Origin of the sequence: Micromonospora chalcea, assembly GCF_002926165.1 — a bacterium.
GTDB classification, from domain to species: Bacteria; Actinomycetota; Actinomycetes; order Mycobacteriales; family Micromonosporaceae; genus Micromonospora; species Micromonospora chalcea.
Genome location: NZ_MAGP01000134.1, coordinates 19,711 through 46,229, shown reverse-complemented (window position 1 = coordinate 46,229; position 26,519 = coordinate 19,711). Strand labels below are relative to the sequence as shown.

The 26,519-nt window shown below is 72.7% G+C and carries 23 protein-coding genes; 15 read left to right on the top strand and 8 right to left on the bottom strand.

Features of this window, described 5'->3' with window-relative positions; translation table 11 throughout:
• Positions 1-97, bottom strand: a 97-nt coding sequence (locus tag BAW75_RS22545) for a GntR family transcriptional regulator (RefSeq protein ID WP_146074796.1), incomplete at its 3' end; no start/stop codon positions are given.
• Positions 98-211: 114 nt separating this feature from the next.
• Between BAW75_RS22545 and BAW75_RS22540 the strand changes: the two genes are divergently transcribed.
• Complete coding sequence (locus tag BAW75_RS22540) at positions 212-1,420, top strand: MFS transporter (RefSeq protein WP_104114823.1); 1,209 nt, start codon at positions 212-214, stop codon at positions 1,418-1,420.
• Between the two features lie 10 nt (positions 1,421-1,430).
• Here BAW75_RS22540 and BAW75_RS22535 read toward each other — a convergent pair whose 3' ends face one another.
• The gene (locus BAW75_RS22535) at positions 1,431-1,787 is read right to left on the bottom strand and encodes an STAS domain-containing protein (protein WP_030500698.1); all 357 of its coding nucleotides are present in this window, start codon (positions 1,785-1,787) and stop codon (positions 1,431-1,433) included.
• Positions 1,788-1,946: 159 nt separating this feature from the next.
• Here BAW75_RS22535 and BAW75_RS22530 point away from each other — a divergent pair, with 159 nt between their 5' ends.
• Genes BAW75_RS22530 through BAW75_RS22505 form a run of 6 tightly spaced genes read left to right on the top strand, consistent with a single transcriptional unit; the run spans position 1,947 to position 7,527 of the window.
• Positions 1,947-2,807: an STAS domain-containing protein gene (locus BAW75_RS22530; RefSeq protein WP_043327435.1), complete on the top strand. Its 861-nt coding sequence runs from the start codon at positions 1,947-1,949 to the stop codon at positions 2,805-2,807.
• A complete protein-coding gene (locus BAW75_RS22525) occupies positions 2,807-3,217 on the top strand; it encodes an STAS domain-containing protein (RefSeq protein ID WP_104114822.1) in 411 nt (136 codons plus the stop codon). The genes BAW75_RS22530 and BAW75_RS22525 overlap by 1 nt, the downstream gene beginning before the upstream one ends.
• Positions 3,214-3,633 carry an ATP-binding protein gene (locus tag BAW75_RS22520; RefSeq protein ID WP_043327430.1) on the top strand — a complete coding sequence of 140 codons (420 nt, stop codon included), beginning with the start codon at positions 3,214-3,216 and terminating at the stop codon, positions 3,631-3,633. Before BAW75_RS22525 ends, BAW75_RS22520 begins: the two co-directional genes overlap by 4 nt.
• The gene (locus BAW75_RS22515) at positions 3,630-4,643 is read left to right on the top strand and encodes a SpoIIE family protein phosphatase (RefSeq protein ID WP_104114827.1); all 1,014 of its coding nucleotides are present in this window, start codon (positions 3,630-3,632) and stop codon (positions 4,641-4,643) included. The genes BAW75_RS22520 and BAW75_RS22515 overlap by 4 nt, the downstream gene beginning before the upstream one ends.
• The gene (locus tag BAW75_RS22510) at positions 4,640-5,986 is read left to right on the top strand and encodes a sensor histidine kinase (RefSeq protein ID WP_104114821.1); all 1,347 of its coding nucleotides are present in this window, start codon (positions 4,640-4,642) and stop codon (positions 5,984-5,986) included. Before BAW75_RS22515 ends, BAW75_RS22510 begins: the two co-directional genes overlap by 4 nt.
• A 2-nt stretch (positions 5,987-5,988) precedes the next feature.
• Positions 5,989-7,527 (top strand): SpoIIE family protein phosphatase, encoded by a 1,539-nt coding sequence (locus BAW75_RS22505; protein ID WP_043327426.1) that lies wholly within the window; start codon positions 5,989-5,991, stop codon positions 7,525-7,527.
• A 307-nt stretch (positions 7,528-7,834) separates the two neighbouring features.
• Here BAW75_RS22505 and BAW75_RS22500 read toward each other — a convergent pair whose 3' ends face one another.
• The gene (locus tag BAW75_RS22500; protein WP_104114820.1) at positions 7,835-8,623 is read right to left on the bottom strand and encodes a helix-turn-helix domain-containing protein; all 789 of its coding nucleotides are present in this window, start codon (positions 8,621-8,623) and stop codon (positions 7,835-7,837) included.
• A gap of 31 nt (positions 8,624-8,654) precedes the next feature.
• On the opposite strand from BAW75_RS22500, the gene BAW75_RS22495 reads away from it, so the two are divergent.
• A complete protein-coding gene (locus BAW75_RS22495) occupies positions 8,655-9,221 on the top strand; it encodes a TIGR03086 family metal-binding protein (protein WP_043327422.1) in 567 nt (188 codons plus the stop codon).
• 85 nt (positions 9,222-9,306) lie between these two features.
• Here BAW75_RS22495 and BAW75_RS32395 read toward each other — a convergent pair whose 3' ends face one another.
• Entirely contained in the window at positions 9,307-9,450 is a 144-nt protein-coding gene (locus BAW75_RS32395) for a hypothetical protein (RefSeq protein WP_166455678.1), read from the bottom strand.
• A gap of 22 nt (positions 9,451-9,472) precedes the next feature.
• On the opposite strand from BAW75_RS32395, the gene BAW75_RS22490 reads away from it, so the two are divergent.
• Positions 9,473-10,417, top strand: coding sequence for a threonine ammonia-lyase (locus BAW75_RS22490; RefSeq protein ID WP_104114819.1), 945 nt, complete (start codon positions 9,473-9,475; stop codon positions 10,415-10,417).
• A 6-nt stretch (positions 10,418-10,423) separates the two neighbouring features.
• Here BAW75_RS22490 and BAW75_RS22485 read toward each other — a convergent pair whose 3' ends face one another.
• On the bottom strand, positions 10,424-12,517 hold the full coding sequence (locus tag BAW75_RS22485; RefSeq protein WP_069088716.1) for a S9 family peptidase: 2,094 nt from the start codon (positions 12,515-12,517) through the stop codon (positions 10,424-10,426).
• Positions 12,518-12,617: 100 nt separating this feature from the next.
• Between BAW75_RS22485 and BAW75_RS22480 the strand changes: the two genes are divergently transcribed.
• Positions 12,618-14,093 carry an FAD-binding oxidoreductase gene (locus BAW75_RS22480; RefSeq protein WP_244206220.1) on the top strand — a complete coding sequence of 492 codons (1,476 nt, stop codon included), beginning with the start codon at positions 12,618-12,620 and terminating at the stop codon, positions 14,091-14,093.
• A 299-nt stretch (positions 14,094-14,392) separates the two neighbouring features.
• Here the strand turns inward: BAW75_RS22480 and BAW75_RS22475 are convergent, their stop codons facing one another.
• Entirely contained in the window at positions 14,393-16,456 is a 2,064-nt protein-coding gene (locus BAW75_RS22475; protein WP_104114817.1) for a SpoIIE family protein phosphatase, read from the bottom strand.
• Between the two features lie 168 nt (positions 16,457-16,624).
• On the opposite strand from BAW75_RS22475, the gene BAW75_RS22470 reads away from it, so the two are divergent.
• Together BAW75_RS22470 and BAW75_RS22465 are read left to right on the top strand one after the other, a co-directional pair.
• Positions 16,625-20,989 carry a HAMP domain-containing protein gene (locus BAW75_RS22470; protein ID WP_043327414.1) on the top strand — a complete coding sequence of 1,455 codons (4,365 nt, stop codon included), beginning with the start codon at positions 16,625-16,627 and terminating at the stop codon, positions 20,987-20,989.
• A complete protein-coding gene (locus BAW75_RS22465) occupies positions 20,986-21,543 on the top strand; it encodes a response regulator (protein WP_013283536.1) in 558 nt (185 codons plus the stop codon). Before BAW75_RS22470 ends, BAW75_RS22465 begins: the two co-directional genes overlap by 4 nt.
• A 4-nt stretch (positions 21,544-21,547) precedes the next feature.
• Here the strand turns inward: BAW75_RS22465 and BAW75_RS22460 are convergent, their stop codons facing one another.
• Positions 21,548-22,072 (bottom strand): GbsR/MarR family transcriptional regulator, encoded by a 525-nt coding sequence (locus BAW75_RS22460; protein WP_244206219.1) that lies wholly within the window; start codon positions 22,070-22,072, stop codon positions 21,548-21,550.
• 53 nt (positions 22,073-22,125) lie between these two features.
• On the opposite strand from BAW75_RS22460, the gene BAW75_RS22455 reads away from it, so the two are divergent.
• Entirely contained in the window at positions 22,126-23,019 is an 894-nt protein-coding gene (locus BAW75_RS22455; RefSeq protein WP_043327413.1) for an ABC transporter ATP-binding protein, read from the top strand.
• Positions 23,016-24,608 carry an ABC transporter permease gene (locus tag BAW75_RS22450; RefSeq protein WP_104114816.1) on the top strand — a complete coding sequence of 531 codons (1,593 nt, stop codon included), beginning with the start codon at positions 23,016-23,018 and terminating at the stop codon, positions 24,606-24,608. The genes BAW75_RS22455 and BAW75_RS22450 overlap by 4 nt, the downstream gene beginning before the upstream one ends.
• 95 nt (positions 24,609-24,703) lie before the next feature.
• On the opposite strand, the gene BAW75_RS22445 is transcribed toward BAW75_RS22450, so the two are convergent.
• Complete coding sequence (locus tag BAW75_RS22445; RefSeq protein WP_104114815.1) at positions 24,704-25,036, bottom strand: STAS domain-containing protein; 333 nt, start codon at positions 25,034-25,036, stop codon at positions 24,704-24,706.
• A gap of 144 nt (positions 25,037-25,180) precedes the next feature.
• Here BAW75_RS22445 and hemL point away from each other — a divergent pair, with 144 nt between their 5' ends.
• On the top strand, positions 25,181-26,518 hold the full coding sequence (gene hemL, locus BAW75_RS22440; protein WP_043327407.1) for a glutamate-1-semialdehyde 2,1-aminomutase: 1,338 nt from the start codon (positions 25,181-25,183) through the stop codon (positions 26,516-26,518).
• The last annotated feature ends 1 nt before the right edge of the window (position 26,519 follow it).

Sequence of the window (26,519 nt, the reverse complement as noted above, 5' to 3'; positions counted from 1 at the left end):
GGCCCACGCCGAGCTCGGCGACGAGTTGCGGCTCGGTGGGGATGCGCCCGCCCACCGGCCACTCGCCGCCGAGGATGCGCTCCCGGAGCTGCTCGATGGTCTGGCGGACCCGGTGACCGCGCGGCGGGCGCGGGTGGCGGAGTCATGACCTCGAACCTACAATCATGGGATGAATTTCGGCACGAGGTGTAACCGGTGACACCCGCCGTGGATTCCGTCGTCGTGCCGCCGCGCGGTCCGAGGCGGCCTGCTCGTGCTGACCGGGATGCTCCTGGTCGCGCTGAACCTGCGCGCGGCGGTGACCAGCCTCGGCGCGCTGCTCGACGAGGTACGGGTCGGTCTCGGCCTCTCCGGGGCGATGGCCGGCCTGGTCACCACGCTGCCCACCATCGCGTTCGCCGGACTGGGCGCGCTCACCCCGTGGCTGGTCCGCCGCTGGGCCGCGCCCCGGGTGCTGGTGCTCGCCATGCTGGCGCTCACCGTCGGGCAGGTGCTGCGCGCGCTCACCGGCTCGGCGGCGGTCTTCGTGGCCACCAGCGCGCTCGCGCTGGCCGGCATCGCGGTGGCGAACATCCTGCTGCCGATGCTCGTCAAGCAGCACTTCCCGCACCGCACCGGGCTGGTCACCGGGGCGTACACGATGGCCCTGACGGTGGGCACGACGGTGGCCGCCGCCGCGGCGGTGCCGGTGGCGCACGCGTTCGGCTCCTGGCGGGCCGGACTCGGCGTCTGGGCCGGGCTGGCCGCGCTGGCCGTACTCCCGTGGGTGCCGCTGGCGCTGCGGGCCCGCGCGGCGCGACGGGCCGCGCCCCCGGCGGTGGCCGTCGCCACCCCGGCCCGGGTGCAACCCGCCCGGACCCGGCTCGGCTGGGCCATGGCGGTCTACTTCGGGGCGCAGTCGCTCAGCGGGTACGCGATCATGGGCTGGTTGGCCCAGCTCTTCCGGGACGCCGGGTACCGCCCGGAGGCGGCCGGGCTGCTGCTCGCCGGCGTGACCGCGCTGGGCGTGCCGGTGGCGCTGATGATGCCGGCGCTGGCCGGCCGGCTGGCCACGCTCCGGCCGCTGGTGCTGTCGCTCACCGTGTTCTCCGCCGCCGCGTACACCGGTCTGGCGCTGGCCCCGCACGGCCTGGCGCCGCTGTGGGTGCTGCTGCTGGCGCTCGGCCAGGGCGCGTTCCCGCTCATCCTGACCACGATCGGGCTGCGCGCCCGGACCGCCGAGGGCACCGTGGCGCTGTCCGCGTTCGCGCAGAGCACCGGGTACGTCATCGCGGCGCTCGGGCCGCTGCTGGTGGGCATCCTCTACGAGGCGACCGGCGGCTGGACCGCCCCGATCGGCTTCCTGCTGGTGGCGCTGGCCGTGCAGACGGCGGCGGGCATGGTGATCGCCCGTCCCCGCTACATCGAGGACGAGCGCTGAGCGGAACCGGTCAGGAGGAGGTCGGAGTGGGCTCGCCCGCGACGGCCTGTTCCACGGTCGGGTACGTGTGCAGCACCTCGACCAGCCCGCTGACCTCGAGGATGCGCAGCACGCCGCGCTGCGGAGCGGCCAGCCGGACGACGCCGCCGGCCTCGTCGCAGTTGTTCTTCGCCCGGACGAACACCGACAGGCCGGTGGAGTCGCAGAACGACACCTCGGCCAGGTCGAAGACCAGGCGGTTGCGCCCCTTGTCCAGCAGATCCGTGATCTGGTCCTGCAGCTGCGGTGCCGTGGCCATGTCCAGCTCGCCCGCGACCGACACGACGACCACGTCGCCGCGCTGTTCCGTGTGCACCGTCAAGGACATTCGTCGACCTCCTGTGTTCGGGGGAAACGGTATCCCACGACGGGCGCGCCGCGCAGAACGGGAGCGGTCACGGGTGCGGTCGATCATTCTTTGCTCCGTGACAAGTACCGCGTCAGCCCCCGGTGATAGAGTCCGCCCGTCCAAATCAGGGAGGTCAGCATGGCGTTGAGCGCCGAACAGGGTGGTCGGCTCGCCCACCTGCTCAGTCAGCACGCGGACCGGCTGACCAACCGCTGGACGGAGATCGTCGCCAGTTCGCTGCGCGGCCGCCTGAGCCGGGCCGAGCTGGCCCGGCAGGTGCAGGAGCTGCACCGCGCGCTGGTCGACGCCGGGCGCCAGGGCGTCTCCGACCTGGCCGACGAGCACGGCGGTGAGCTGCGGGCGGTGCTGTCCGAGCTGTCCACCAACCGGGCCCGGCAGGGGTTCTCCGCCACCGAGACCGCGATCAGCGTGTTCGCGTGCAAGGACGCCCTGCTGGAGCTGATGGAAGAGGAGAAGGGTGACGACACCCTGCGCGACTTCGTCGCCTTCTCCGCGCTCGTCGACCAGATGGGCCTGTTCACGTTCGAGACGTTCGTCCGGGCCCGGGAGAGCCTGATCGCCGACCAGGCGGAGCAGTTGCTGGAGCTGTCCACCCCGGTGGTCAAGCTCTGGGAGGGCGTGGTCGCCGTCCCGCTGGTCGGGACGCTGGACTCGGCCCGCGCCCAGGTGGTGATGGAGCGGCTGCTCCAGACCCTGGTCGACACCGGCTCGCCGTACGCGATCATCGACATCACCGGCGTGCCGGCGGTGGACACCCAGGTCGCGCAGCACATCCTCAAGACCGTGGTGGCCGCCCGGCTGATGGGCGCCGACTGCATCATCTCCGGCATCCGCCCGCAGATCGCCCAGACGATCGTCGCCCTCGGCATCGAGTTCGGCGACATCGCCACCAAGGCGAGCCTCGCCGACGCGCTGCGCCACGTGCTGCGCCTGACCGGGGTCGAGACCACCGCTCGCCGCCCGCGGCGGGAGTCCTGATGGAACGGGTGCCGATCCTCAAGATCGGCGACATCCTGCTGGTCTCCATCCAGGTCGACATGTCCGACCAGACGGCGATCCAGTTGCAGGAGGACCTGGCCGAGCGGATCGTCGCCACCAGCTGCCACGGCGTGATCATCGACATCACGGCGCTGGACATCGTCGACTCCTTCGTCGGCCGGATGCTCTCCACCATCGCGTCCATCTCGAAGGTGCTGGACGCCGAGACGGTGGTGGTCGGCATGCGCCCGGCCGTCGCCATCACGCTCGTCGAGCTGGGGCTGTCGCTCAACGGCATCCGTACCGCGCTGAACGTCGAGCGCGGCATGGAGCTGATCGCGGCCAGCCGGGCCGACGAGCCGGACGAGGGCGCCGACGACGAGGACACCGAGACGACGGCGACGGCATGACCACGGGCGTCGACCTCGGCGTGCCGGCGACGCAGGCGATCCGCAGCGACGAGGACGTGGTGCGGGTCCGGCAGTTGGTGCGTACCACGGCCGTCGCGGTCCGGCTCTCCCTGGTCGACCAGACGAAGCTGGTGACCGCCGCCAGCGAGCTGGCCCGCAACACGCTGATCTACGGCGGCGGGGGCAGCGCCGAGGTGAGCACAGTGGAGGACGGTCGACGGCGTGGCGTACGGATCCTCTTCGCCGACGAAGGGCCGGGCATCCCCGACCTCGACCTGGCGCTGACCGACGGCTACACCACGGGGGGCGGGCTGGGCCTCGGGCTCAGCGGGGCCCGCCGGCTGGTGGACGACTTCGACATCCAGACGGCTGTCGGCGAGGGGACGAGGATCACCGTCACCAAGTGGTCGCGATGACCGCCGACGTGGTCCCCGACCACGGGGTGTGGTTCCGGGTCGACAACGGCGCGACCGCCGGCGGCGTACGCCGGGCCGCCGAGCGTCTCGGCCGGCAGCTCGAACTGAGCACCGATCGTGTCGCGGACCTGGCCATCGTCACCGCCGAGATCACCAGCAACCTGGTCAAGCACGCCCGCGAGGGCACGCTCCTGCTGCGCCCGGCGCGCCGGGCCGGACGGGCCGGGGTGGAACTGGTGGCCATCGACTCCGGCCCCGGCATGGCCGACCTGACGCTCTCGTCGGTCGACGGCCACTCCACCGCCGGCACGCTCGGCATCGGGCTCGGCGCGATCACCCGGCAGTCGAGCCGGTTCGACGGCTACTCGACGCCCGGCCGGGGCACGGTCCTGGTCGTCCAGGTCTGGGACGGAGCGCCGCCGGAGCCGGACTGGGCGGCCGGGCTGGCCCGGCCGATCACCGGCGAGCAGAGCAGCGGCGACGGGTACGCGGTGCGCGAGGTGGACGGCCGTCGCCAGGTGCTGGTCTCCGACGGCCTCGGCCACGGGCCACTGGCCGCCGCCGCGACCGGGGCCGCCGTGTCCGCGTTCCGCTCGGCGCCGGACGGGCCGCCGGACGTCGTGGTGCGGCACCTGCACGCCGCCATGTCGCACACCCGGGGCGCGGCGCTCGCGGTGGCCGAACCGGATCCCGCCGCCGGGCTGCTCCGCTTCGCCGGCCTGGGCAACATCGCCGCGATGATCGTCGCGCCGGGCGTGCGGCGGCGCGGGCTCGTCTCGCTGCCGGGCATCGCCGGGCACCAGCGTCCGGCGATCCGCGGGTACGACTACCCCTTCTCGCGTGACTCCACCCTGGTCATGCACAGTGACGGGGTGGTGGATCGCTGGGACCTGGACGACTACCCCGGGCTGGCCGGGCGCAACCCGTTGCTGGCCGCCGCGACGCTGCTGCGTGACGCCGGCATCCGTCGCGACGACGCCTGCGTCCTGGTCGCGCGGGGGGCGGCATGACCGAACCCCTTCTGCACCTGGCACTCCGGGTCGAGCAGGACATCTTCCTGGTCCGGCAGCGCGGCCGCGAGGTGGCCGCGGCGGTCGGGCTGGAACACCAGGACCAGGTGCGGATCGCCACCGCGCTCAGCGAGGTGGCCCGGGAGTTGTTGAGCGGCGCCGACGGCGCGGACGTCACGTTCGCTCTCGACCGGGACGCCGTGGGCCGCCGGATCCTCCAGGTCGACCTGTCGCCGTTGCGTCCACTGCCAGGCGGCCGGTACGAGCCGAAGTCCGGCGCCGTCGCGCGTCTGGTGGACACGTTGCAGGTCGTGGCCGTCGAGGGCGATACCGTCGTGAGGATGTCCAGACGGGTGCCCGACCACGCCGAGGAGCTGACGCCGGAACGCGCCGGCCGGCTCCGGGCCGAGCTGGCCGAGCGTGCTCCGGGCTCCGCGCTGGACGAGCTGGCCGCGCAGAACTCCCAGCTCATCGCGGCTCTCGACGAGGTACGCAGCCAGCGCGACGAGCTGGCGGTGCTCAACTCCGAACTGCAGGAGACAAACCGGGGCGTGATGGCGCTCTACAACCAGCTCACCGAGGAGCTGGAGGAGACCAACCGGGGCGTGGTGGCGCTCTACGCCGAGCTGGAGGAGAAGTCCACACAGCTGCGGGCCGCGAGCGAGTCGAAGAGCCGGTTCCTCGCCAACGTCAGCCACGAGCTGCGCGCGCCGGTCACCGCGATCATCGGTCTGGCCCGGCTGCTGGCCGACTCCGCCTCCGACCCGCTCACCGGCGAGCAGGCCCGCCAGGTGGGGCTGATCCGGTCCTCCGCCGGTGACCTGCTGGGGCTGGTCAACGAGCTGCTCGATCTGGCGAAGGCGGAGTCGGGCCGGATCGAGCCGGACTGGTCCGAGGTCGACCTGCGCGCGGTGTTCGGGCAGCTGCGCGGCACGCTGCGGGCGCTCACCGTCCGCTCCGATGTGGAGCTTGTGGTCGAGGAGCCGCCGGCCCCGGCGACGCTCCGCTCGGACGAGGTGCTGCTCGCCCAGGTGCTGCGCAACCTGCTGCACAACGGCCTGAAGTTCACCGAGCGCGGCGAGGTACGCCTGCGCGCCGAGCGCCGGGGCGAGCAGTGGACGCTGTCGGTCACCGACACCGGCGTCGGCATCCCGCCCGAACTGCACGAGCGGGTCTTCGAGGAGTTCTACCAGGTGCCCGGCACGACGCGGGTCGGTGGCACCGGGCTCGGCCTGCCGTACGCGCGGCGGCTGGTCACGCTGCTCGGCGGGACGCTGGAGCTGACGAGCGAAACCGGCCGGGGCAGCACGTTCACAGTGGTCCTTCCCGCGGGCGGAGCGTGACGGTGGACAGCGGGCCGGTGACCGTGCTGGTGGTCGACGACAGCGGCCCCAAGCGGTACCTGCTGGTGAACTGGCTCACCCGGGCCGGTTTCGTCACCGTGGAGGCGGAGAACGGCACGGAGGCGCTGGACCGGGTGGCCCGTGAGCACGTCGACCTCGTGGTGCTCGACGTGCGGCTGCCCGACATGAGCGGCTTCGAGGTGTGCGAGCGGATCAAGGAGACGCACCCGTACATTCCGGTCATCCACGTCTCCGCCCACGCGGTGGACGTGGTCGACCGGGCGCAGGGTCTCACCCGGGGCGCGGACGCCTACCTGGCCGAGCCGATCGAGCCGGAGGAACTGGTCGCCACCGCGCACGCGGTGCTGCGCTACTACCAGGCCCGGCTGCGTGCCGAGCAGCTCGCCGAGCGGCTCGCCGCGCTCGCCGACGCCACGGTGGAGATGCACGCGACGCCGAACTTCGTCCGGCTGCTGGAGGCGGCAGCGAGCGGCGCGGCGCGGATCTTCAAGGCCCCAGCGGCGGTGGTCGCCGAGACGTTCGACGGGGACTGCCTGGCGGGGGTGGCGGTCGACCCGCACACGCCGGCCACGATCGTGCCGTGGGTGGTGGACGACACCGGCGTGCCGATCGGCACCCGGGTACGGGTCGACGACCCGGGCGACTGGGCGCTGACGGGCTGGCCGGACGGGGACACGGTGACGGTGGCCGCCTCCCGGCTGCGGGAGGACCGCGCCCCGCTGTACGTGGTGGTGCCGACCGCCACCCAGACCGTCCGTACGCCGGTGCTGGTGCAGCTCGCCCAGGCCGTCGCCTCGGCGGTGGAGGCGCAGCGCTCCTTCGACGAGGAGCACCGGATCGCCGTGACGTTGCAGCGCAGCCTGCTGCCGCAGCGGCTGCCCGACGTCGTGGGCCTGGACCTGGCCGTGCGGTACGAGCCGGCGAGCGCGCAGACCGAGGTGGGCGGCGACTTCTACGAGCTGGTGATGCTCGACGGGCACCTGCTGGTGGCGATCGGTGACGTGGCCGGGCACTCGCTGCACGCGGCCACCGTGATGGCCGAGCTGCGCCACGCGGTACGGGCGTACGCGGTCGAGGGCCATCAGCCCGGGGTGATCCTGGACCGGGTCAACGAGCTGATGCGCAACCTGCTGCCGAATGAGCTGGCCACCATCTGCGTGCTGCTGCTCCAGCCGTCGACCGGGCTGGTCCGGATGGCCAGCGCTGGGCACCTGCCGGCGTTGCTGAGCCGGGACGGCCGGGTCGAGTTCGTGGCGCAGTCCGCGCCGCTGCTCGGGGTACGCGCGCCGCGCCCGCCCGACCTGGAGTTCGTGCTTCCCGCCGGGGCGACGCTCGTGCTCTACACCGACGGGCTGATCGAGCGGCGGGACGCCACCATCGACGACGGCATGGCGGCGCTCGGCGTGGCCGCCGCCCGGGTGGACGACGACCTGGACCAGTTCTGCCAGCGGCTGCTGGTCGAGTTGGCGCCGCCGGAGATCCAGGACGACGTTGCGGTGGTGGCGGTCCGCCGCCGCTGACGCGCGTTCCCGGTCACGTACCGTAGCCAAGCTGCCTGTAACACTGCGTCACGGCCGCCGCCGGGCGAGTGAGTGGGCTTGCTGCCGACTTTGCTCTGCAGCCATCGGTGCAGCAGGCGCCTGAACAGGCGCTTCCTGTTGACCATGGTCGGCGGCGTCGCACCGCCACCGTCACCGTCGGTGTGCGTTGCGTCAGTGGCTGCAGAGCAAAGTCGGCGCGAGGCGAGGCCCGCCGCTCGGGCCGACTGTCACCTTGCGTAACCGCGCGGAGTGAGGGTTGGCCCGCGCTCGGCAGGCCTGACCCGCGTCACGGCCGCAGGGCCGCCAGCGAGCGGGCGTACGCCGCGGGCGAGACCCCGGCGACGGCGGTGAACTCGCGCACCAGGTGGGCCTGGTCGGCGTACCCCAGATCGGCGGCGACCCGCGACCAGTCCAGCGGCCCGGCGGCGGCCTGTTCGATCGCCTCCTGGAGCCGGTAGCGGCGGATCACCCACTTCGGACCGACGCCCACGTGGTCGAGGAAGAGGCGCTGGAGCCGGCGGACGGAGACGCCGCGCCGCCGGGCGAAGTCGGTCACCCGCAGCACGGTCCGGTCGGCGCGGATCTCCTCGACCAGCGTGGTGGCCTCCGCGGCGAGCGGATCCGCGACCGGCGGCCACGAGGTCAGCAGCTCGTCCAGCCTCGCGCATCGCTCGTCGTCGGTCCCCGGGCAGATCGGCCCGCCGGGGATCGGCACGCGCCGGCCGGTCAGTTCGGCGACCGGGCGCCGCCAGAACGGCCGGAAGCCGCCCGGGCGGAACTGGACGCCGGAGACCCGGCCGACGCCGTGCAGCGTGACGGCGAACAGGCCGGTGTCGACGCCGGCGATCTCGCCCTGTTCGGGCGCGCCCTCCTGCGCCTGGAACACCACGTTCACGGTGGGGTGCGGCACCACCCGCTGCTCGAACGGCTCGGTCAGATCCCAGTCGATCAACCAGTAGTGCTCCACCCACCGGCGCAACGCCGGGGCGGCCATCCGGCGCCGGAACCGGACCTGCTGCCGCAGCCGGCCCGGATCGAGGATGCCCCGGTTGTCACGCCGCGGTTCGTGTCGCATTTCTTCAAGACCGCCCTCATACGCTGCCCCTATGAGCACGAAGACTAGTGAGCTGCTCGCCGTCGCGGCGCCGCGTACGGTCGCTGTGGTTCGCGGCATCTCCGACGAGCAACTCGGCCTGCCCACCCCGTGCCCCGACTACACGGTGCGCGACCTGCTCGGGCACCTGTTCGACGTGGTGGTCAACTTCCAGGCGCTGGCCCGCCGGGAAGAGGTCGACTGGTCCGGCAAGACCGATCACCTGACCGAGGGCTGGCGTGACCGGTTCGCGACCGAGACGGCCCGGCTCACCGAGGCCTGGTCCGACCCGGCCGCGCTGGAGGGCGTGTCACCCGGCATGGGGCTACCACAGGAGACCGTCGGGTCGATGGCGCTGATCGACCTCACGGTGCACGGGTGGGACCTGGCTCGGGCCACCGGCCAGGAGCTGACAGTGGATCCGGCCGTGGTGTCGGCCGGGCACGAGTTCATGGACCGGATGGGCGACATGGGGCAGAAGATGGGCGCGTTCGGCCCGCCGGTGCCCACCGAGGCGGCGCCGGCCAGCATGGACGCGCTGCTCGGCCGGGCCGGACGGAACCCGGCCTGGACCCGCTGACGTTGCTTGCTCGCCGGCACGGGGCGGCGAGCGGCACGGACGGCGGCGCCCGCCGGGCCGGGACGGCCGGCGTCCGGCCCGGCGGTCAGCGACCGAGCAGCCCGGCGGAGCCGGCGACGACCAGCCCGATCACCGTCGAACAGCAGCAGACGACGAGCGCGGCGGCCACCACCACGAGGATCAGCCAGGTCGGTCCGCGTCGCGCCGCCGAGGGCTCCTCCGCACTCATGCCGGCAGTCTAGGTTGGTGCGATGGAGCTGATCTCGATCGCCGACATCCGCGACGCGGCCGAGGACGTGGCCGGCACCGTGCTGCGGACCCCGTTAATGCCGGTGCTCTGGGACGACCAGCTGTGGCTCAAGCCGGAGAACCTGCAACCGGTGGGGTCGTTCAAGCTGCGCGGCGCCACCCACGCGGTGGCCCGGCTCGATCCGGCGACCCGCTCCCGGGGGGTGGTCACCCACTCGTCGGGAAACCACGGGCAAGCCCTGGCGTACGCGGCCCGCGCCCTCGGCGCGCCCTGCACGGTGGTGGTCCCCGAGGGGGCGCCGGAGGTCAAGGTGGCCCGGATGCGGGCTCTCGGCGCGGACGTACGGCTGGTACCGCCGGCCCGGCGGCTCGCCGAGGCGGAGCGGATCGTGGCCGGGACCGGCGCGACGCTGGTGCCGCCGTTCGACCATCCAGCTGTCATCGCCGGTCAGGGCACCGTCGGGCTGGAGATCGTCGCCGACCTGCCGGACGTGGACGTGGTGCTGGTGCCGGTGGGCGGCGGCGGGCTCGGCTCGGGCGTGGCCACGGCGGTCAAGGCGCTGCGCCCGTCCGCCGTCGTGATCGGCGTGGAGCCGGCGCTGGCCGCCGACGCCCAGGAGTCACTCGCCGCCGGTGAGGTGGTCGTCTGGGACGTCGAACGCACCTACCGGACGTGCGCCGACGGGCTGCGGACCAGCCTGTCCGCGTTGACGCTGGCCCACCTGCGGGACCGGCTCGACGGCATCGTCACGGTCACCGAGGACGAGATCATGGCGGCCACCGGCCGGCTGATCCGGGACGCGCGACTGGTGGCCGAGCCGAGCGGCGCGGTCGCCCTGGCCGCCCGGCTCTTCCACAGTGGCGAGCTGCCGGCCGGCCGTACCGTCGCGGTCGTGACCGGCGGCAACGCCGACCCGCAGGTGCTCACCGCGGCGCTGGCCGCCTGACCCCCGTCACGCGCGGCCGACGCGGTCCAGGATCCAGGCGTTGACGAACGCCTCCTCACGCCACGAGTCGTACCGGCCGCTCGGCCCGCCGTGGCCCGCGCCCATCTCGGTCTTGAGCAGGTAGTCGCCGGCCGGCGCGAGCGCGCGCAGCCGGGCGATCCACTTGGCCGGCTCGTGATAGAGCACGCGAGTGTCGTTGAGGCTGGTCACCGCCAGGATGGCCGGGTAGTCGGCGGCGGTCACATTCTCGTACGGCGTGTACGACTTCATGTACGCGTACACCTCGGGGTCGTCCAGCGGGTTGCCCCACTCCTCCCACTCGGTGACCGTCAACGGCAGCGACGGGTCGAGGATCGAGGTGAGCGCGTCCACGAACGGCACCTGCGCGACGATCCCGGTGAACGCGTCCGGGGCGAGGTTCGCCACCGCGCCCATCAGCAGGCCACCGGCCGACGCGCCCCGGGCGACCAGCCGGTCGCTCGCCGTCCAGCCCGCCTTCACCAGGTGCCGGGCGCAGGCCACGAAATCGGTGAACGTGTTCTTCTTGGCCAGCAGCTTGCCCTCGTCGTACCAGCGCCGGCCCAGCTCGCCGCCGCCCCGGATGTGCGCCACCGCGAAGATCACGCCGCGGTCGAGCAGGCTCAGCCGGGCGATCGAGAACCACGGGTCCATGCTCGCCTCGTACGACCCGTAGCCGTAGATGACGGCGGGCGCCGAGCCGTCGCGCGGGGTGTCCCGGCGGCAGACCAGCGAGATCGGTACCCGGGTGCCGTCGTCGGCGAGCGCCCAGTCCCGGTGCTGCTCGTAGTCGGCCGGGTCGTACGGCCGCCCGTCCGGCCCGGGGCGTACCGGCTTCTGCCGCCGCAGCGTCAGCTCCCGGGTCACCAGGTCGTAGTCGTAGACCGAGTCCGGGGTGACGAGCGAGGTGTAGCGCAGCCGTACCTCGTTCGTGCGGTACTCCGGGTTCGCGTCCAGCCCGACGCTGTAGATCGGCTCGGGGAAGTCGATGTCCCAGCTGTCGTCGCTGCCGACCGGCAGCACCCGCAGACCGGTCAGCCCGTTGGCGCGCAGCGACACCACGAGGTGGTTCTCGAACGCGTCGACCGCCTCCAGCCGGGTGCCCGGCGTGTGCGGGATCAGCGGCGTCCACTCGCCCGGCGCGTCCGCCGAGGTGTACGCCAGCGCGAAGTCCTCCGCGCCGTCGTTGTGCAGGATCAGGAAGCGGTGGCCGTGGTGCTCCACCGCGTACTCGATGCCCTGACGCCGCGGGGCCACGACGGCGGGCTCGCCGGTCGGGTTGGCTGCCGGGATCACCCGCACCTCGCTGGTGATCTTGCTGTGGATGTCGATCACCACGAAGCGCTCGGAGCGGGTCAGCTCGACGCCGACCCAGAACCGCTCGTCGTCCTCCTGGTAGACCACCACGTCCTCGGTGGACGACGTGCCGACGGTGTGCCGCCAGACCCGGTTGGGCCGCCACGCCTCGTCCACCGTCACGTAGAACAGAGTCGAGGCGTCGCTCGACCACGCCGTGCCGTAGAACGTGTCCGGCACCTCGTCCGGCAGCGACTCGCCGGTGGTCAGGTCCTTGATCCGCAGCGTGAAGCGCTCGTCGCCGGAGAAGTCGGTGGAGTAGGCCAGCCAGCGGCCGTCCGGGCTGACGTCGAACGCGCCGAGCGAGAAGAAGTCGTGCCCCTCGGCGAGCTGGTTGCCGTCGAGCAGCACCTCCTCGCCGTCGAGCGGCGCGCCGTCGGCGCTGACCGGGGGCGCGGTCTCGCCGGGGCGGACCGCGCGGCGGCAGTGCACGCCGTACTGCTGCCCCTCGACGGTGCGGGTGTAGTACCAGTGACCGTCCTTGCGGGTCGGCACCGACAGGTCGGTCTCCTGGGTGCGCCGGCGCGTCTCCTCGAACAGCTCCGCGCGCAACTCGGCCAGGTGGGCGGTGCGCGCCTCGGTGTACGCGTTCTCGGCGTCCAGGTAGGCGATCGTGTCCGGGTCGTCCTTGGCGGCGAGCCAGGCGTACTCGTCGAGGACTGTGTCACCGTGATGGACGCGCTCGGTCGGGACGCGCTTGGCGACGGGCAGTGGGGTTTCGGTCACGGCGCCACGTTACCGGGCGCCGGACCGCCGCCGGGGCCGCCCGCCGCGCGAATCCGGCGACTCGCCGCCAGGGCTTTCGAACATGTGTACGATAAGCGCCATGGCGGATGCAGCTCGTTCCACCAACCGACCCGGAGCCCTCGACATCACCCGGAAGCTGGCGGAGATCTGTGGTTCGCCGTTCGCCCGCTTCGCCGGCCCGGCCGACGAGGTGGCCGGGCGTACCGCCCGCTGGGTGGCCGTGCCGGGCGGCCCGCACGCCGCCGCCGAGGTGTTGCGGCTGGCCGCGGCGTACGACCTGACAGTGGTGCCCCGCGGCGCCGGCACGAAGATCGACTGGGGCGCCGCTCCGGCGCAGGTGGACATCATGCTCGACACCGGCCGCCTCGCCGGCGTCTGGCACGAGCCGCATGCCGCGGCGGTGGCCGAGATCGGCGCCGGTACGCCGCTGCGCGCCGTCCAGGCGACGCTGGCGCGTACCAACCGGCGGCTGCCTGTCGACGCGCCCTCGCCGGGCGCGACGCTCGGCGGGGTGCTCGCCGCCGACGAGTCCGGTCCGCTGCGGCACCGGCACGGCAGCCCGTGCGCCCAGCTCATCGGCGTGCGCTATCTCGACGCCGACGGCGAGTTGGTGAGCGTCGGCGAGTCCGGCACGGAGGCGTTCGGCCGGGCCGCCCCGGATGTCGGCGGTGGCCGTCCGGGCGGACGCGCTCCGGCGGCCGATGCCGACGGAGGTCCGGGTCGCGGTGGTGGCGATGCGATCCTCGGTCGGGGTGGGATGCCCGGGCTGGACGTGGCACGGCTGCTCTGCGGCTCGCAGGGCGGGCTCGGCGTGCTGGTCTCGGCCACCATGCGGGTGCAGGCCGTGCCCGCGAGCCGGGTCTGGGTGTCCCGTCCGGTCTGGACCCCGCTGGAGGTGCACGACCTGGTCCGTGCCGTACTGGCGTCCGGCGTCGGCCCGGCCGCCGTCGAGTTGGACCTGCCCGTGCCGGTGCCGTTGCCCCGTCGCCGGATTCCGGCCACGCACCCGTCGGTGATCAACCGCCCCGATCACCCGGCCGTGACCGGCCGGCCCGCGGCGGGCAGCCTGGTGGTGCTCCTGGAGGGCGGCCCGGCCGACGTGACCGAGCGGGCCGAACGGCTCACCGCCGTGCTCGGCGCCCCGGCGATGGTCAGCCACCACGCGCCGGAGTGGTGGGGGCGCTATCCCTTCGCGCCCGGAGACACCGCGCTGCGCATCGAGGTGCCGATCAACGACCTGCACGCCGCCGTCTACGCGCTGCGCGACGCCGCCGGCACCCCCGTGCCGGTACGCGGCTCGGCCGGCGGCGGCGCGGTGCACGCCGCCCTGCCCGGCGCGCTGCCGCCGGAGCGGGTCGCCTCGATCCTCACCGCCGTCCGCAGCGTGCTGATCGCCCGGCGAGGCCGGTGTGTGGTGGTGGCCGCGCCGCCGGCGGTGCGCCGTGCCGTGGACCTCTGGGGCGAGCTGCCCGCGTTGCCGCGCCTGCGCAGCGCCAAGGCCCACCTGGACCCGCACCACCGGCTGGCCCCCGGCCGCCTCCCCGGTGGTCTCTGAATCCGGCCCGCCTCGGCCTGCTCACCCGGCACCCCGACCTGCCTCCACACAGGACGCCCGTCCCAGCGGGCGCGGCAGCGGCAGGCACCAGTTCGGGGTGGTGGTTGTGTCCACGTGCGTCGGATGCCGCCACTTCGGCGAGCTGGCGCCGCCCACCCGCCACCGACAACCCGCACTCCCCACCACTGTCGTGATCAAGGAGTTTGTGTCACGTTTCGCGCCTCCCCAGGCCACAAACTCCTTGATCACCGCCGGGTCGGAACCGGAGTCGGAACCGGGGGCGGGGCGCGGGAAGAGGGCTACGGGGTGTCGTTTCGGAGGACCAGGACGGCTATGTCGTCGCGCGGTGGCTCCACCGAGAAGGCGATCGTCGCCGCGCGCAGCCGTGCCGCGACCACATCGGCCGAGTACCCGGCCAGCGGCGCCGCCGACTCGCGCAGCCGTTCGGTGCCGAACAGCTCGCGTCCGCGCCGCCGCTCGGTGACCCCGTCGGTGTAGAAGATCAGCGCGTCGCCGGGCTTGAGCGCCAGCTCGGCGGTCGGGGTGGTGATCGTGTCGAGCAGGCCCAGCGCGGTGCCCCCGGTGCCGACGAAGGTGGCGCCGCCTCCGCCGTGCAGCAGCACCGGGCGGTCGTGGCCGGCGAGGTGCAGCGAGACGTCGAGCTGGTCGCCGTCGCCGGGTGAGACGGCCGCCAGCGCCAGCGTGCAGTAGCGTCCGCCGCCGCGCTCGACGAGCGTCTCGTTGAGCCGGCTGAGCACCTCGGGCAGCGGTTTGCCGTCGCCGACGAGGACCCGGATCACGTCCCGGACCAGGCCGGTCACGGCGGCGGCCTGCACGCCCTTGCCGGATACGTCGCCGACCACCACGAGCCAGCGGCCGTCCGGCAGCGGGACCACGTCGTAGAAGTCGCCGCCGACTTCCGCGTCGTCGCCGGTGGGGACGTACTCGGCGGCGAAGCCGATGCCCTCGACCACCGGGAGCACCGGCGGCAGCAGCGACTGCTGGAGCGTCTGGGCGACCCGGCGGCGTTCGGCGTGGATGCGCGCGTTCTCGATGGCGAGGGCGGCGCGGCGGGCCACGTCCTCCAGCACCGAGACCTCGTCCGGGTCGTGCCGGTGCCGCTGGTGCCGGCCCACGGCGAGGGTGCCGAGCCGCTGGCCACGGGCGATCAGCGGTACGGCGAAACCCTCCATCGGTCCGCCGAGCGGCACCTGGGCGGCGTTGCGGGACGCCTCGCGCAGCCGGGACTGGATCGAGTCCGGGCCGGTCTCCTGGAGGATCCGGTGCAGCTGCGGCAGCATGGCCTCGTCGGCATGGCTGGAGGCGGCGAGACGCAGCCGCCCCCACTCGTCGGTGGTGTGCACGGCGCACCACTGGCCGAGCCGGGGCACCACGAGCTGCGGGATGAGCGCCATGGTCAGTTCGACGTCCAGCGACTGGGCGAGCAGTTCGCTCGCCTCGGCGAGGAACGTCAGCCAGGTGGACCGGCGTACGTCGGCGCGGCGCAGCCGGTCGTTCTCCAGGTGCAGCGACAGCCGCTCGGCGGCCAGCACCGCCAGCGGCCGCGCGTACGTGGAGGGTGCCGCGTCCAGTTCCAGCTCACCGGTGTACGGGCGGTGCACGGCGAGCGGTACGCGCAGCAGTTCGTTGCCCTCACGCGGGTGCCGGCCGTACCGGGCGAACACCTGGGTGCCGAGCCCGTCGCCCCGGTCCAGCCGGACCGTGCCACCGGCGGCGCCGACCATCTCGCCGACCCGGCTCAGCAGGGCGGTCGCGAACTCGGGCAGTGGCTCGTCGGCGTACGGGTCGGGGGTGATCTGCATCAACTCGCTCATCGCGGCGGCGCTGGGCGTACCGTCGCCGGTCCGTTCCGGCTCGGTCACCGGCGGTGGGCCGGCCGACGAGCGGTCGGGGCCGCCGGGGCCGGGCCGGTCGAGGCGGAACCAGACGCCCTTGCCGGTGGGCAGGTACGTGGTGCCCCATCGGCTGGAGAAGTGGTCGACGAGCAGCAGCCCGCGTCCCCGCGTGGCGACCTCGGCGATGTCGGAGGTGGTGTTGCGCACCCCGACGATCAGCTCGTCGACGGGTCCGGAGGCGAAGTCGGTGACGGTGACGGTGAGGCCGTTCGGGTCGGCTTCGACCTCGATGTCCAGTTCGGTGCGCGCGTGCTCGACGGCGTTCGTGGTCAGCTCGGTGGTGAGCAGCAGCGCCTCGTTCAGCAGTTCGGGCAGCCGCGCTTCGAGCAGCATGGTGCGTACCACCGCGCGGGCCGCCGCCGGGGTGCGGCGGTCTGCGGGGAGGCGGACGCGGCGGACGTGCTCGTCCGCACCGCCGCTCCGAGTGGCCCCCGCCTCCGCTGACACCTCCGTATCCTCCACCGGTCCGGCCCCGGGTGCCAAGGGTCCGGCGAACCGGCCAGTCGGGCGGATACGGCGCGTGACGCGCGGTTGCACGCCGTGACCTCGACGGATCGCGCGGCAGAATGATGGGATGGCCGCGTGACGGCACGAGCCCGAGCGGAGCGAGGAACCATGACCACGGCAAAACAGTCGGTGACCGCGGACCCGTCCGCGCCCGACCACGAGGTGCTCCTCGGCGAGCTGGTCGACGCGTTGCGCCGGGTGGCGCACGGTGACCTGCGGGTACGCCTGCCGCGCCGGGCCGGACTGCCCGGTGAGGTCGCCGACGCCTTCAACGACGTGGTGTCGTTGCAGGAGCGGCAGCACCTGGACCTGCGCCGGATCAGCCGGATCGTCGGCCGCGACGGCCGGCTCACCGAGCGCCTGGACGACGAGGGCCTGGACGGCTCCTGGGCGGAGGGGCAGCGGGCGGTCAACTCGCTCATCGACGACCTGGGCCGGCCCACCACGGAGATCGCCCGGGTGATCGTGGCGGTGGCCGACGGCGACCTCTCCCAGCACATGGCGCTGGAGATAGACGGTCGTCCGCTCCGGGGTGAGTATCTGCGCATCGGCCGCACGGTGAACACGATGGTGGACCAGCTGTCGTCGTTCGCCGACGAGGTGACGCGGGTGGCCCGTGAGGTGGGCACCGAGGGCAAGCTGGGCGGCCAGGCCGACGTGCGTGGCGTGGCCGGCACCTGGAAGGACCTCACCGACTCGGTCAACACCATGGCGTCGAACCTCACCGGTCAGGTGCGGTCGATCTCGCAGGTGGCGACCGCCGTCGCGAAGGGCGACCTGTCGCAGAAGATCACGGTCGGGGCGCGCGGCGAGGTGGCCGAGCTGGCCGACACGATGAACTCGCTCACCGACACGCTGCGGCTGTTCGCCGAGCAGGTGACCCGGGTGGCCCGCGAGGTGGGCACCGAGGGCAAGCTGGGCGGCCAGGCCGAGGTGCCGGGCGTGGCCGGCACCTGGAAGGACCTGACCGACAACGTCAACTCGATGGCGTCGAACCTGACCGCGCAGGTCCGCAACATCGCCCAGGTGTCGACGGCTGTCGCCAAGGGTGACCTGTCGCAGAAGATCACGGTGGCCGCGCAGGGCGAGATCCTGGAGCTGAAGGACACCGTCAACACGATGGTGGACCAGCTGTCGTCGTTCGCCGACGAGGTCACGCGGGTGGCGCGCGAGGTCGGCATCGAGGGCAAGCTGGGCGGCCAGGCGCAGGTGCGCGGCGTCTCCGGCACCTGGCGGGACCTCACCGAGAACGTGAACCAGCTCGCCGGCAACCTGACCAGCCAGGTCCGCAACATCTCCCAGGTCTCCACGGCCGTCGCCAAGGGCGACCTGGGCCAGAAGATCACCGTGGACGCGCAGGGCGAGATCCTGGAGCTGAAGAACACCGTCAACACGATGGTCGACCAGCTCTCGTCGTTCGCCGACGAGGTGACGCGCGTGGCGCGTGAGGTGGGTACCGAGGGCAAGCTGGGTGGTCAGGCCCAGGTCAAGGGCGTCTCGGGTACGTGGCGCGACCTGACCGACAACGTGAACTCGATGGCGTCGAACCTGACCAGCCAGGTGCGGAACATCGCCTCGGTCACCACTGCGGTGGCGAAGGGCGACCTGTCGCAGAAGATCACCGTGGACGCCCGGGGCGAGATCCTGGAGCTGAAGTCGACTGTCAACACGATGGTGGACCAGCTGTCGTCGTTCGCCGACGAGGTCACCCGGGTGGCCCGTGAGGTGGGCACCGAGGGCAAGCTGGGCGGCCAGGCGCAGGTACGCGGCGTCGCCGGCACCTGGCGGGACCTGACGGACAACGTGAACTCGATGGCGTCGAACCTGACCGCGCAGGTGCGCAACATCGCCCAGGTGTCCACTGCGGTGGCGAAGGGTGACCTGTCGCAGAAGATCACCGTGGACGCGCAGGGCGAGATCCTGGAGCTGAAGTCGACTGTCAACACGATGGTGGACCAGCTCTCGTCGTTCGCGGACGAGGTGACGCGGGTGGCCCGTGAGGTGGGCACCGAGGGCAAGCTGGGTGGTCAGGCCCAGGTCAAGGGCGTCTCGGGTACGTGGCGGGACCTGACCGACAACGTGAACTCGATGGCGTCGAACCTGACCAGCCAGGTGCGGAACATCGCCTCGGTCACCACCGCCGTGGCGAACGGTGACCTGGGTCAGAAGATCACAGTGGACGCGCAGGGCGAGATCCTGGAGCTGAAGAACACCGTCAACACGATGGTGGACCAGCTCTCGTCGTTCGCCGACGAGGTGACGCGCGTGGCGCGCGAGGTGGGCACCGAGGGCAAGCTGGGCGGTCAGGCCCAGGTCAAGGGCGTCTCCGGTACGTGGCGCGACCTCACCGAGAACGTCAACCAGCTCGCCTCCACGCTCACCACGCAGTTGCGCGCGATCGCGCAGGTCTCCACGTCGGTGACCCGCGGCGACCTGACCCAGCGGATCAACGTGAAGGCGCAGGGCGAGGTCGCCGAGCTGAAGGACAACATCAACCAGATGATCGTCACCCTCCGGGAGACGACGAAGAAGAACGCCGAGCAGGGCTGGCTCGACTCGAACCTGGCCCGGATCGGTGGTCTGCTGCAGGGCCAGCGCGACCTGGGCGAGGTCTGTCGCATGATCATGATGGAGGTGACCCCGCTGGTGGACGCGCAGCTCGGCGCGTTCTTCCTGGCGGACAGCTCCGAGGGCAGCATGCGGCTGCGGCTCACCGCCTCCTACGGGTACGTGGCCCGGGGGCACGACGTCACGTTCGGCCCGGGTGAGGGGCTGGTCGGGCAGGCCGCGTTGTCCCGCCGGACCATCCGGGTCAAGGCGCAGCCGGACGGGCGCCTCGTGGTGCGCTCCGGGCTGGCCGACACGCCCCCGGCCGACCTGGTGGTGCTCCCGGTCCTGTTCGAGGGCGAACTGCTCGCCGTGATCGAGTTCGCCGGCGTGGCCACGTTCTCCGACCTGCACCTGGCGTTCCTGGAGCGGCTGGTGCTCACCATCGGCGTCGCGGTCAACACCATCCAGGCCAACCGGCGTACGGAGGAGCTGCTGGCGCAGTCGCAGCGGCTGGCGCACGAGATGCAGGACCAGTCGGCCGAGTTGCAGCGCACCAACGCCGAGCTGGAGGACAAGGCGAAGCTGCTGTCCGAGCAGAAGGCCAACATCGAGACGCAGAACCGGGAGATCGAGCTGGCCCGCCTCGGCCTGGAGGAGAAGGCGCAGCAGCTCACCCGGGCGTCGGCGTACAAGTCGGAGTTCCTGGCGAACATGAGCCACGAGCTGCGTACGCCGCTGAACTCGCTGCTCCTGCTGGCCCGGTTGCTGGCCGAGAACCCGGAGCGCAACCTCAGCGCGAAGCAGATCGAGTTCGCGCGGACCATCCACGGCGCCGGCTCGGACCTGCTCTCGCTGATCGACGACATCCTCGACCTGTCGAAGATCGAGGCGGGCCGGATGGACGTGGAGCCCACCGAGATCCAGTTCGCCGAGATCCGGAGCTACGTGGAGCAGGCGTTCGCGCCGCAGGCCGAGGAGAAGGGCCTGGACTTCCAGGTACGGGTCAGCAGCGATCTGCCGCCGGCGCTGGTGACCGACGCCCAGCGGTTGCAGCAGATCCTGCGCAACCTGCTCTCCAACGCGGTGAAGTTCACCGACAACGGCGCGGTGACGCTGCGGATCGGGCCGGCGGCCGAGAACGCCGTCTTCGACGTGCCGGCGCTGACGAACGCGCAGCGGGTGATCGCGTTCACCGTGATCGACACCGGCATCGGCATCTCCGACGACAAGCTGTCGCTGATCTTCGAGGCGTTCCAGCAGGCGGACGGCACCACCAGCCGGCGGTACGGCGGGACCGGCCTGGGCCTGTCCATCAGCCGTGATCTGGCCCGCCTGCTCGGCGGCACGATCACCGTCTCGTCCGCGCCCGGTCAGGGTTCGACGTTCACTCTCTTCGTACCCGATGTGCTGGCGCCGGACGCGGTGGTGGCGCCGGCGCCGCCGTCGCCGAGCCGCGCGGGCCTGCCGTCGTCGCTGCTCATGCCGATGGAGCTGCCGCAGCCGCAGGAGACGCCGGCCACCCGGCGGCTGGACGGCGTGACCGTGCTGATCATCGACGACGACGTGCGGAACGTGTTCGCGTTGACGTCCGCGTTGGAACTGCACGGCATGACCGTGTTGTACTCGGACAACGGGGCGGACGGCGTCCGCCAGCTCGCCGAGCATCCGGAGGTGGACATCGTCCTGATGGACGCCATGATGCCGGACCAGGACGGGTACGAGACGACCGCGCAGATCCGCCGCAACCACCGGTTCGCGGACCTGCCGATCGTCTTCCTGACCGCCAAGGCGATGCCCGGCGACCGGGAGTCGGCGCTCAGCGCCGGCGGCAGCGACTACATCACCAAGCCGGTGGACCTGGACGAGCTGATCGAGCTGATGGCGTCCTGGATCGGCCGCAGCCGAGGCGAGGAGAACGCGTGACGCAGACGGCCAAGGCCCTGCTGGTGGACGATCGGCGGGAGAACCTGATGGCGCTGGAGGCGATCCTCCAGGGTCTCCCGGTGCAGTCGGTCGCGGTGGAGAGCGGCGAGGCCGCGCTCAAGCAGCTCCTCGTGGACGACTTCGCGGTGATCCTGCTGGACGCCCAGATGCCCGACATGGACGGCTTCGAGACGGCGACGCACATCAAGCGGCGCGAGCGCACCCGGCACGTACCGATCATCTTCCTGACCGCCGCGGACAAGGACGCGCAGCTCGCGTTGCGCGGCTACGCGGCGGGTGCGGTCGACTACCTGACCAAGCCGTTCGATCCGTGGGTGCTGCGGGCGAAGGTGACCGTCTTCGTCGACCTGTGGGTGAAGACCCGGCAGCTCGCCGCCCAGTCGGACCTGGTGCGGGAGCGGGATCTGCAGTGGCGGCACCTGACCGACGCGGTGGACGAGGCGACGGCGCTGCTGCGCGCCGACGACGACCCGTCCACCCGCGAACGCGCGGTCGAGCTGCTGGAGCAGGCGCGCTGGGGCAACACCCGCTGACGGTTCAGCCGCCGGCCGGGCCGCCGTGCCCGGTCGCGGCCCGCCGGGCCCGCCACCGGTCGCCGAGCGATTCCAGTTCCTCCTGTACGAAGAGGAAGAAGTCGCGCATCTCGGCGACCCGTTCACCGGCCGGGGTGCTGCGGCCGTGCAGCGCGTCGACCCCGCCGGCGGCGATGTCGATGAAGTTCTTGTAGAGCGTGGTCTTGGTGATCGTCGCCTCGTACCAGGGGTTGTCCGGCATCCGGTAGCGGTCGCGCCGGGACCCCTTGACCGGCTCGCGGACCAGCATGGCGAACTGGGTCAGGTAGCGGACCGCGCCGCTGACCGCCGCCGCGCTGACGCCGAGCCGTTCGGCGATCTCGCCCGCGGTGAGCGGGTCGTCGGCGCTCATGACTGTGAACAGGACCCGGGCGGCCATCCGGGGGAAGCCCACGTCGGCGAAGGCCATCGCCATCCGCTCCACGAAGAGGTGGACCTCCTCCTCGTCGTGGCGGAACGGCTTGTTCATGGTCGGCTCCTCGACACTCACCCCGTGACCCTACAGTCTTCACAAGTTTGTGAAACGAGCGTAGCTTCTGAATTATGGAAACGGCAATCGATGTGTCCGGCCTGGTGAAGACCTTCGGCCGCACCCGGGCCCTCGACGGGCTCGACCTGACCGTCCGCACCGGGGAGGTGCACGGCTTCCTCGGCCCGAACGGCTCCGGCAAATCGACCACCATCCGGGTGCTGCTCGGCCTGCTGCGGGCGGACGCGGGGGCCGCCCGGCTGCTGGGCGGCGACCCCTGGCGGGACGCGGTCGCGCTGCACCGCCGCCTCGCGTACGTGCCCGGCGACGTCACGCTCTGGCCCAACCTCAGCGGCGGCGAGGTGATCGACCTGCTCGGCCGGATGCGCGGCGGGCTCGACCCGAAACGCCGCGCCGAACTGCTGGACTCCTTCGAGCTGGACCCGCGCAAGAAGGGCCGCACCTACTCCAAGGGCAACCGGCAGAAGGTCGGCCTGGTCGCCGCGCTCGCCTCCGACGTCGAACTGCTCATCCTCGACGAGCCGACCTCCGGGCTCGACCCGCTGATGGAGGAGGTCTTCCAGCACTGGGTCCGCCGCGCCGTCCACGACGGACGTACGGTGCTGCTCTCCAGCCACATCCTCGCCGAGGTGGAGGCGCTCTGCGACCGGGTGACGATCATCCGGGCCGGCCGGACGGTGGAGTCCGGCACGCTCGGCGACCTGCGCCACCTGCACCGCACCGCGATCGACGCCGAGGTCGCCGCGCCGCTCGACGGCCTGGCCGACCTGCCCGGTGTGCACGACCTGCGGGTCGACGGGCGGCGGGTGCGCTTCGACGTCGACACCGCCGCGCTCGACGCCGCGCTGCGCCGGCTCACCGAGCTGGGCGTACGCAGCCTGGTCAGCACGCCGCCCACGCTGGAGGAACTGTTCCTGCGGCACTACGAGACGGCGGACCGGGCATGAGCACGCTCACCGGCACCCGCCACCTGGTCCGGCTGATCCTGCGCCGGGACCGCCTCCTGCTGCCGCTGTGGGTGCTGATCCTCGCGGTGCTGCCGATGACGTACGCGGCCAGCTACTTCGAGCTGTTCCCGACCGCCGCCGAGCGGGCCGCGTACCTGGAGGGCACCGCCCGCAACCCGTCGATCGTCGCGCTGCTCGGCCCCGCCTACGGCGACAGCATCGGCGGGCTGACCGCGCAGCGCAGCGGCTTCCTGCTGCTCATCGTCGCGCTGGCCAGCCTGCTCACCGTCATCCGGCACACCCGCACCGAGGAGGAGGCCGGCCGGCGGGAACTGCTCGGCGGCAACGTGCTCGGCCGGCACGCCGGGCTGACCGCCGCGCTACTCGTCACGTACGCGGCGGATCTGCTGCTCGGCCTGCTCACCGCCGCCGGGCTGGTCGCGACCGGGCTGCCGACCGGCGGCTCGCTGGCGTACGGCCTGGTCACCGTGCTGACCGGCGTCGTGTTCGCCACGCTCGGCGGGCTGGCGGCCCAGTTGACCGAGACCGCGGGTGGGGCGCGGGGCATCGGCCTCGCCGGTCTCGGCGCCGCGTTCGGGCTGCGCCTGGCCGGGGACACGGCGGGCAACGACTGGCCGAGCTGGCTGTCCCCGCTGGGCTGGGCCGCCCGGGTCCGCCCGTACGAGGGGGAGCGGTGGTGGGTGCTGCTGCTGCCGCTTGCCGCCACGGCGCTGACCGCCGCGTTCGCGTACCCGGTCTCGGTCCGCCGCGACCTGGGCGCGGGCGTGCTGCCGTCCCGGCTCGGCCCGGCCACCGCCGGTGGTGGCCTGTCCGGTCCGTTCGGCCTGGCCTGGCGGCTGCACCGGGGGCAGGTCCTCTGGTGGTCGGTCGGGTTCGGCCTGCTCGGCCTGATCCTCGGTGGCGCGGCCGAGGCGGCCGGCCGGTCCGTCGAGGGCAGCCCGCGGATGGAGGAGATCGTGGCCCGGCTCGGCGGGGCGTCCGGCATGGCCGACGCCTACCTGGGCGTGACGCTGAGCCTGGCCGGGCTGGCCGCCGCCGGGTACGGCATCCAGGCCGCGCTGCGGATGCGCGCCGAGGAGTCCGCCGGGCACGCCGAGCCGGTGCTCGCCACCGGCACCCGCCGCTCGACCTGGCTGCTCTCGCACGTGACGTTCGCGCTGCTCGGCCCGGTGGTGGTGCTCGCGGTGACCGGGCTCGCCACCGGCCTGACGTACGGGCTGAGTACCGGTGACGTGCCCCGCCAGCTGGGCCGGATGCTCGCCGCGGGCCTGGCTCAGGTGCCGGCGGCCTGGGTGCTGGCCGGACTCGCCGTGCTGCTCTACGGCCTGCTACCCCGGCTCGCGCCGGTCACCTGGGCGGTGCTGGCGGTCTGCGTGCTGCTCGGGCAGCTCGGCGCGGGGCTGGAGCTGGACCAGTGGCTGCTGGACCTGTCCCCGTTCACGCACACCCCGCAGGTGCTCCGCGACGCCTGGACCCCCACCCCGCTCTACCTGCTCACGGCCCTGGCGGTGACCCTGGCCACGGCTGGCCTGCTCACCTTCCGCCGCCGAGACCTCCCCGTCCTCTAGCAGCGTTGATCTTGCGCTTGCGGCCCCGGCGAAAGGGGTGAATCACCCTCGTGGAGGGCCGCAAGTGCAAGATCGCGGAGGAAAGGAGTACGGGGCTACGGGGTGGCTTCGTTGCGGATCATCAGGGCGCTGCGGAGACCGGTGATGTCCAGGACGCGGATCAGGAAGTCGCCCACGTTGCTGAGCATCAGCAGGCTGCGCGCGTGACTGGCCTTGCGGCTGAGCACCACGAGCGTGCCGAGGCCCTGCGAGTCGCAGAACGTGACCCCGGCCAGGTCGAGCACGATGCGCGGGGGCGGATCCGCCAGCACCTCGTTGACCACCGTCGAGAGCTGGGCGGCCGTGAGCATGTCGATCTCACCGGCCAGACGAAGCACTGCTTCGTCACCGGTCCGCTGTACGGCGATGGACAGTTCGGCACGATCCACCCGGTCAGCCTATCGCGATCTCGACCGACGGGCCTGTCGAGCGGATCGCTGGCGGCCTGCCGCCGCTCACCGGGGTGAGCCTGGTAACCCCCGTCGCGGGGTGCGTGCCAGGCAGTGCTCCGGCGCTGACACAATGGGCCCATCGTGACCGAGACGCTTTCCGCCGGATCCGGCCGCTACCCGGCCGACGCCCCGGCCTCCGAGGCCCTGTTCGACCGCGCCAAGGCCGTCGTGCCCGGCGGGGTGAACTCTCCCGTGCGCGCGTTCCGTGCCGTCGGCGGCACCCCGCGCTTCATGGTCCGGGGGGAGGGTCCGTGGCTCTTCGACGCCGACGGTCGTCGGTACGTCGACCTGGTCTGCTCCTGGGGCCCGCTCATTCTCGGCCACGCGCACCCGGCAGTGGTGGAGGCGCTGCGCGAGGCCGCCACGCTGGGCACGAGCTTCGGCACGCCCACCCCGGGTGAGGTGGACCTCGCCGAGGAGATCATCGCGCGGACGCCGGTCGAGCAGGTGCGCCTGGTCAACTCCGGCACCGAGGCGACCATGTCGGCGATCCGGCTGGCCCGCGGCTTCACCGGCCGCTCCAAAATCATCAAGTTCGCCGGCTGCTACCACGGCCACTCGGACGCACTGCTCGCCGCCGCCGGCTCCGGCGTGGCCACGTTCGGCCTGCCCGACTCGCCCGGCGTGACCGGCGCGGCGGCGAGCGACACGATCGTGCTGCCGTACAACGACCTGCGCGCGGTCGAGGAGGCGTTCGCCGCCCAGGGCCAGCACATCGCCGCGATCATCACCGAGGCCGCCGCCGGCAACATGGGCGTGATCGCCCCGCGTGACGGCTTCAACGCCGAACTGGCCCGGATCGCGCACGCGCACGGCGCGCTGCTCATCGTCGACGAGGTGATGACCGGGTTCCGGGTGTCCCGCGCCGGATGGCACGGCCTCGACCCGTCGGACGCGGACCTGTGGACGTACGGGAAGGTCATGGGTGGCGGCCTGCCCGCCGCGGCGTTCGGCGGGCGCGCGGAGATCATGGCGAAGCTCGCCCCGGCCGGCCCGGTCTACCAGGCCGGGACGCTCTCCGGTAACCCGCTGGCCTGCGCCGCCGGACTGGCCACGCTGCGGCTGGCCGACGACGCGCTCTACCGGCGGCTCGACGAGACCTCCGCCGCGCTCGGCAAGCTCACCACCGAGGCGCTGTCCGCGGCCGGCGTGCCGCACCGCCTCTCCACCGCCGGCAACATGTTCTCGGTCTTCTTCACCGACGCGGACGTGCGCGACTACGACAGCGCCCGTACCCAGGTGGTGCCGGCGTTCAAGGCGTTCTTCCACGCGATGCTCGCCGGTGGCGTCTACCTGCCGCCGAGCGCGTTCGAGTCGTGGTTCGTCTCGACCGCGATCGACGACGCGGCGTGGGAGCAGATCGCCGCCGCCCTGCCGGTGGCGGCGCGGGCGGCGGCAGCGGCGGGAAGCGGGGGGTAAC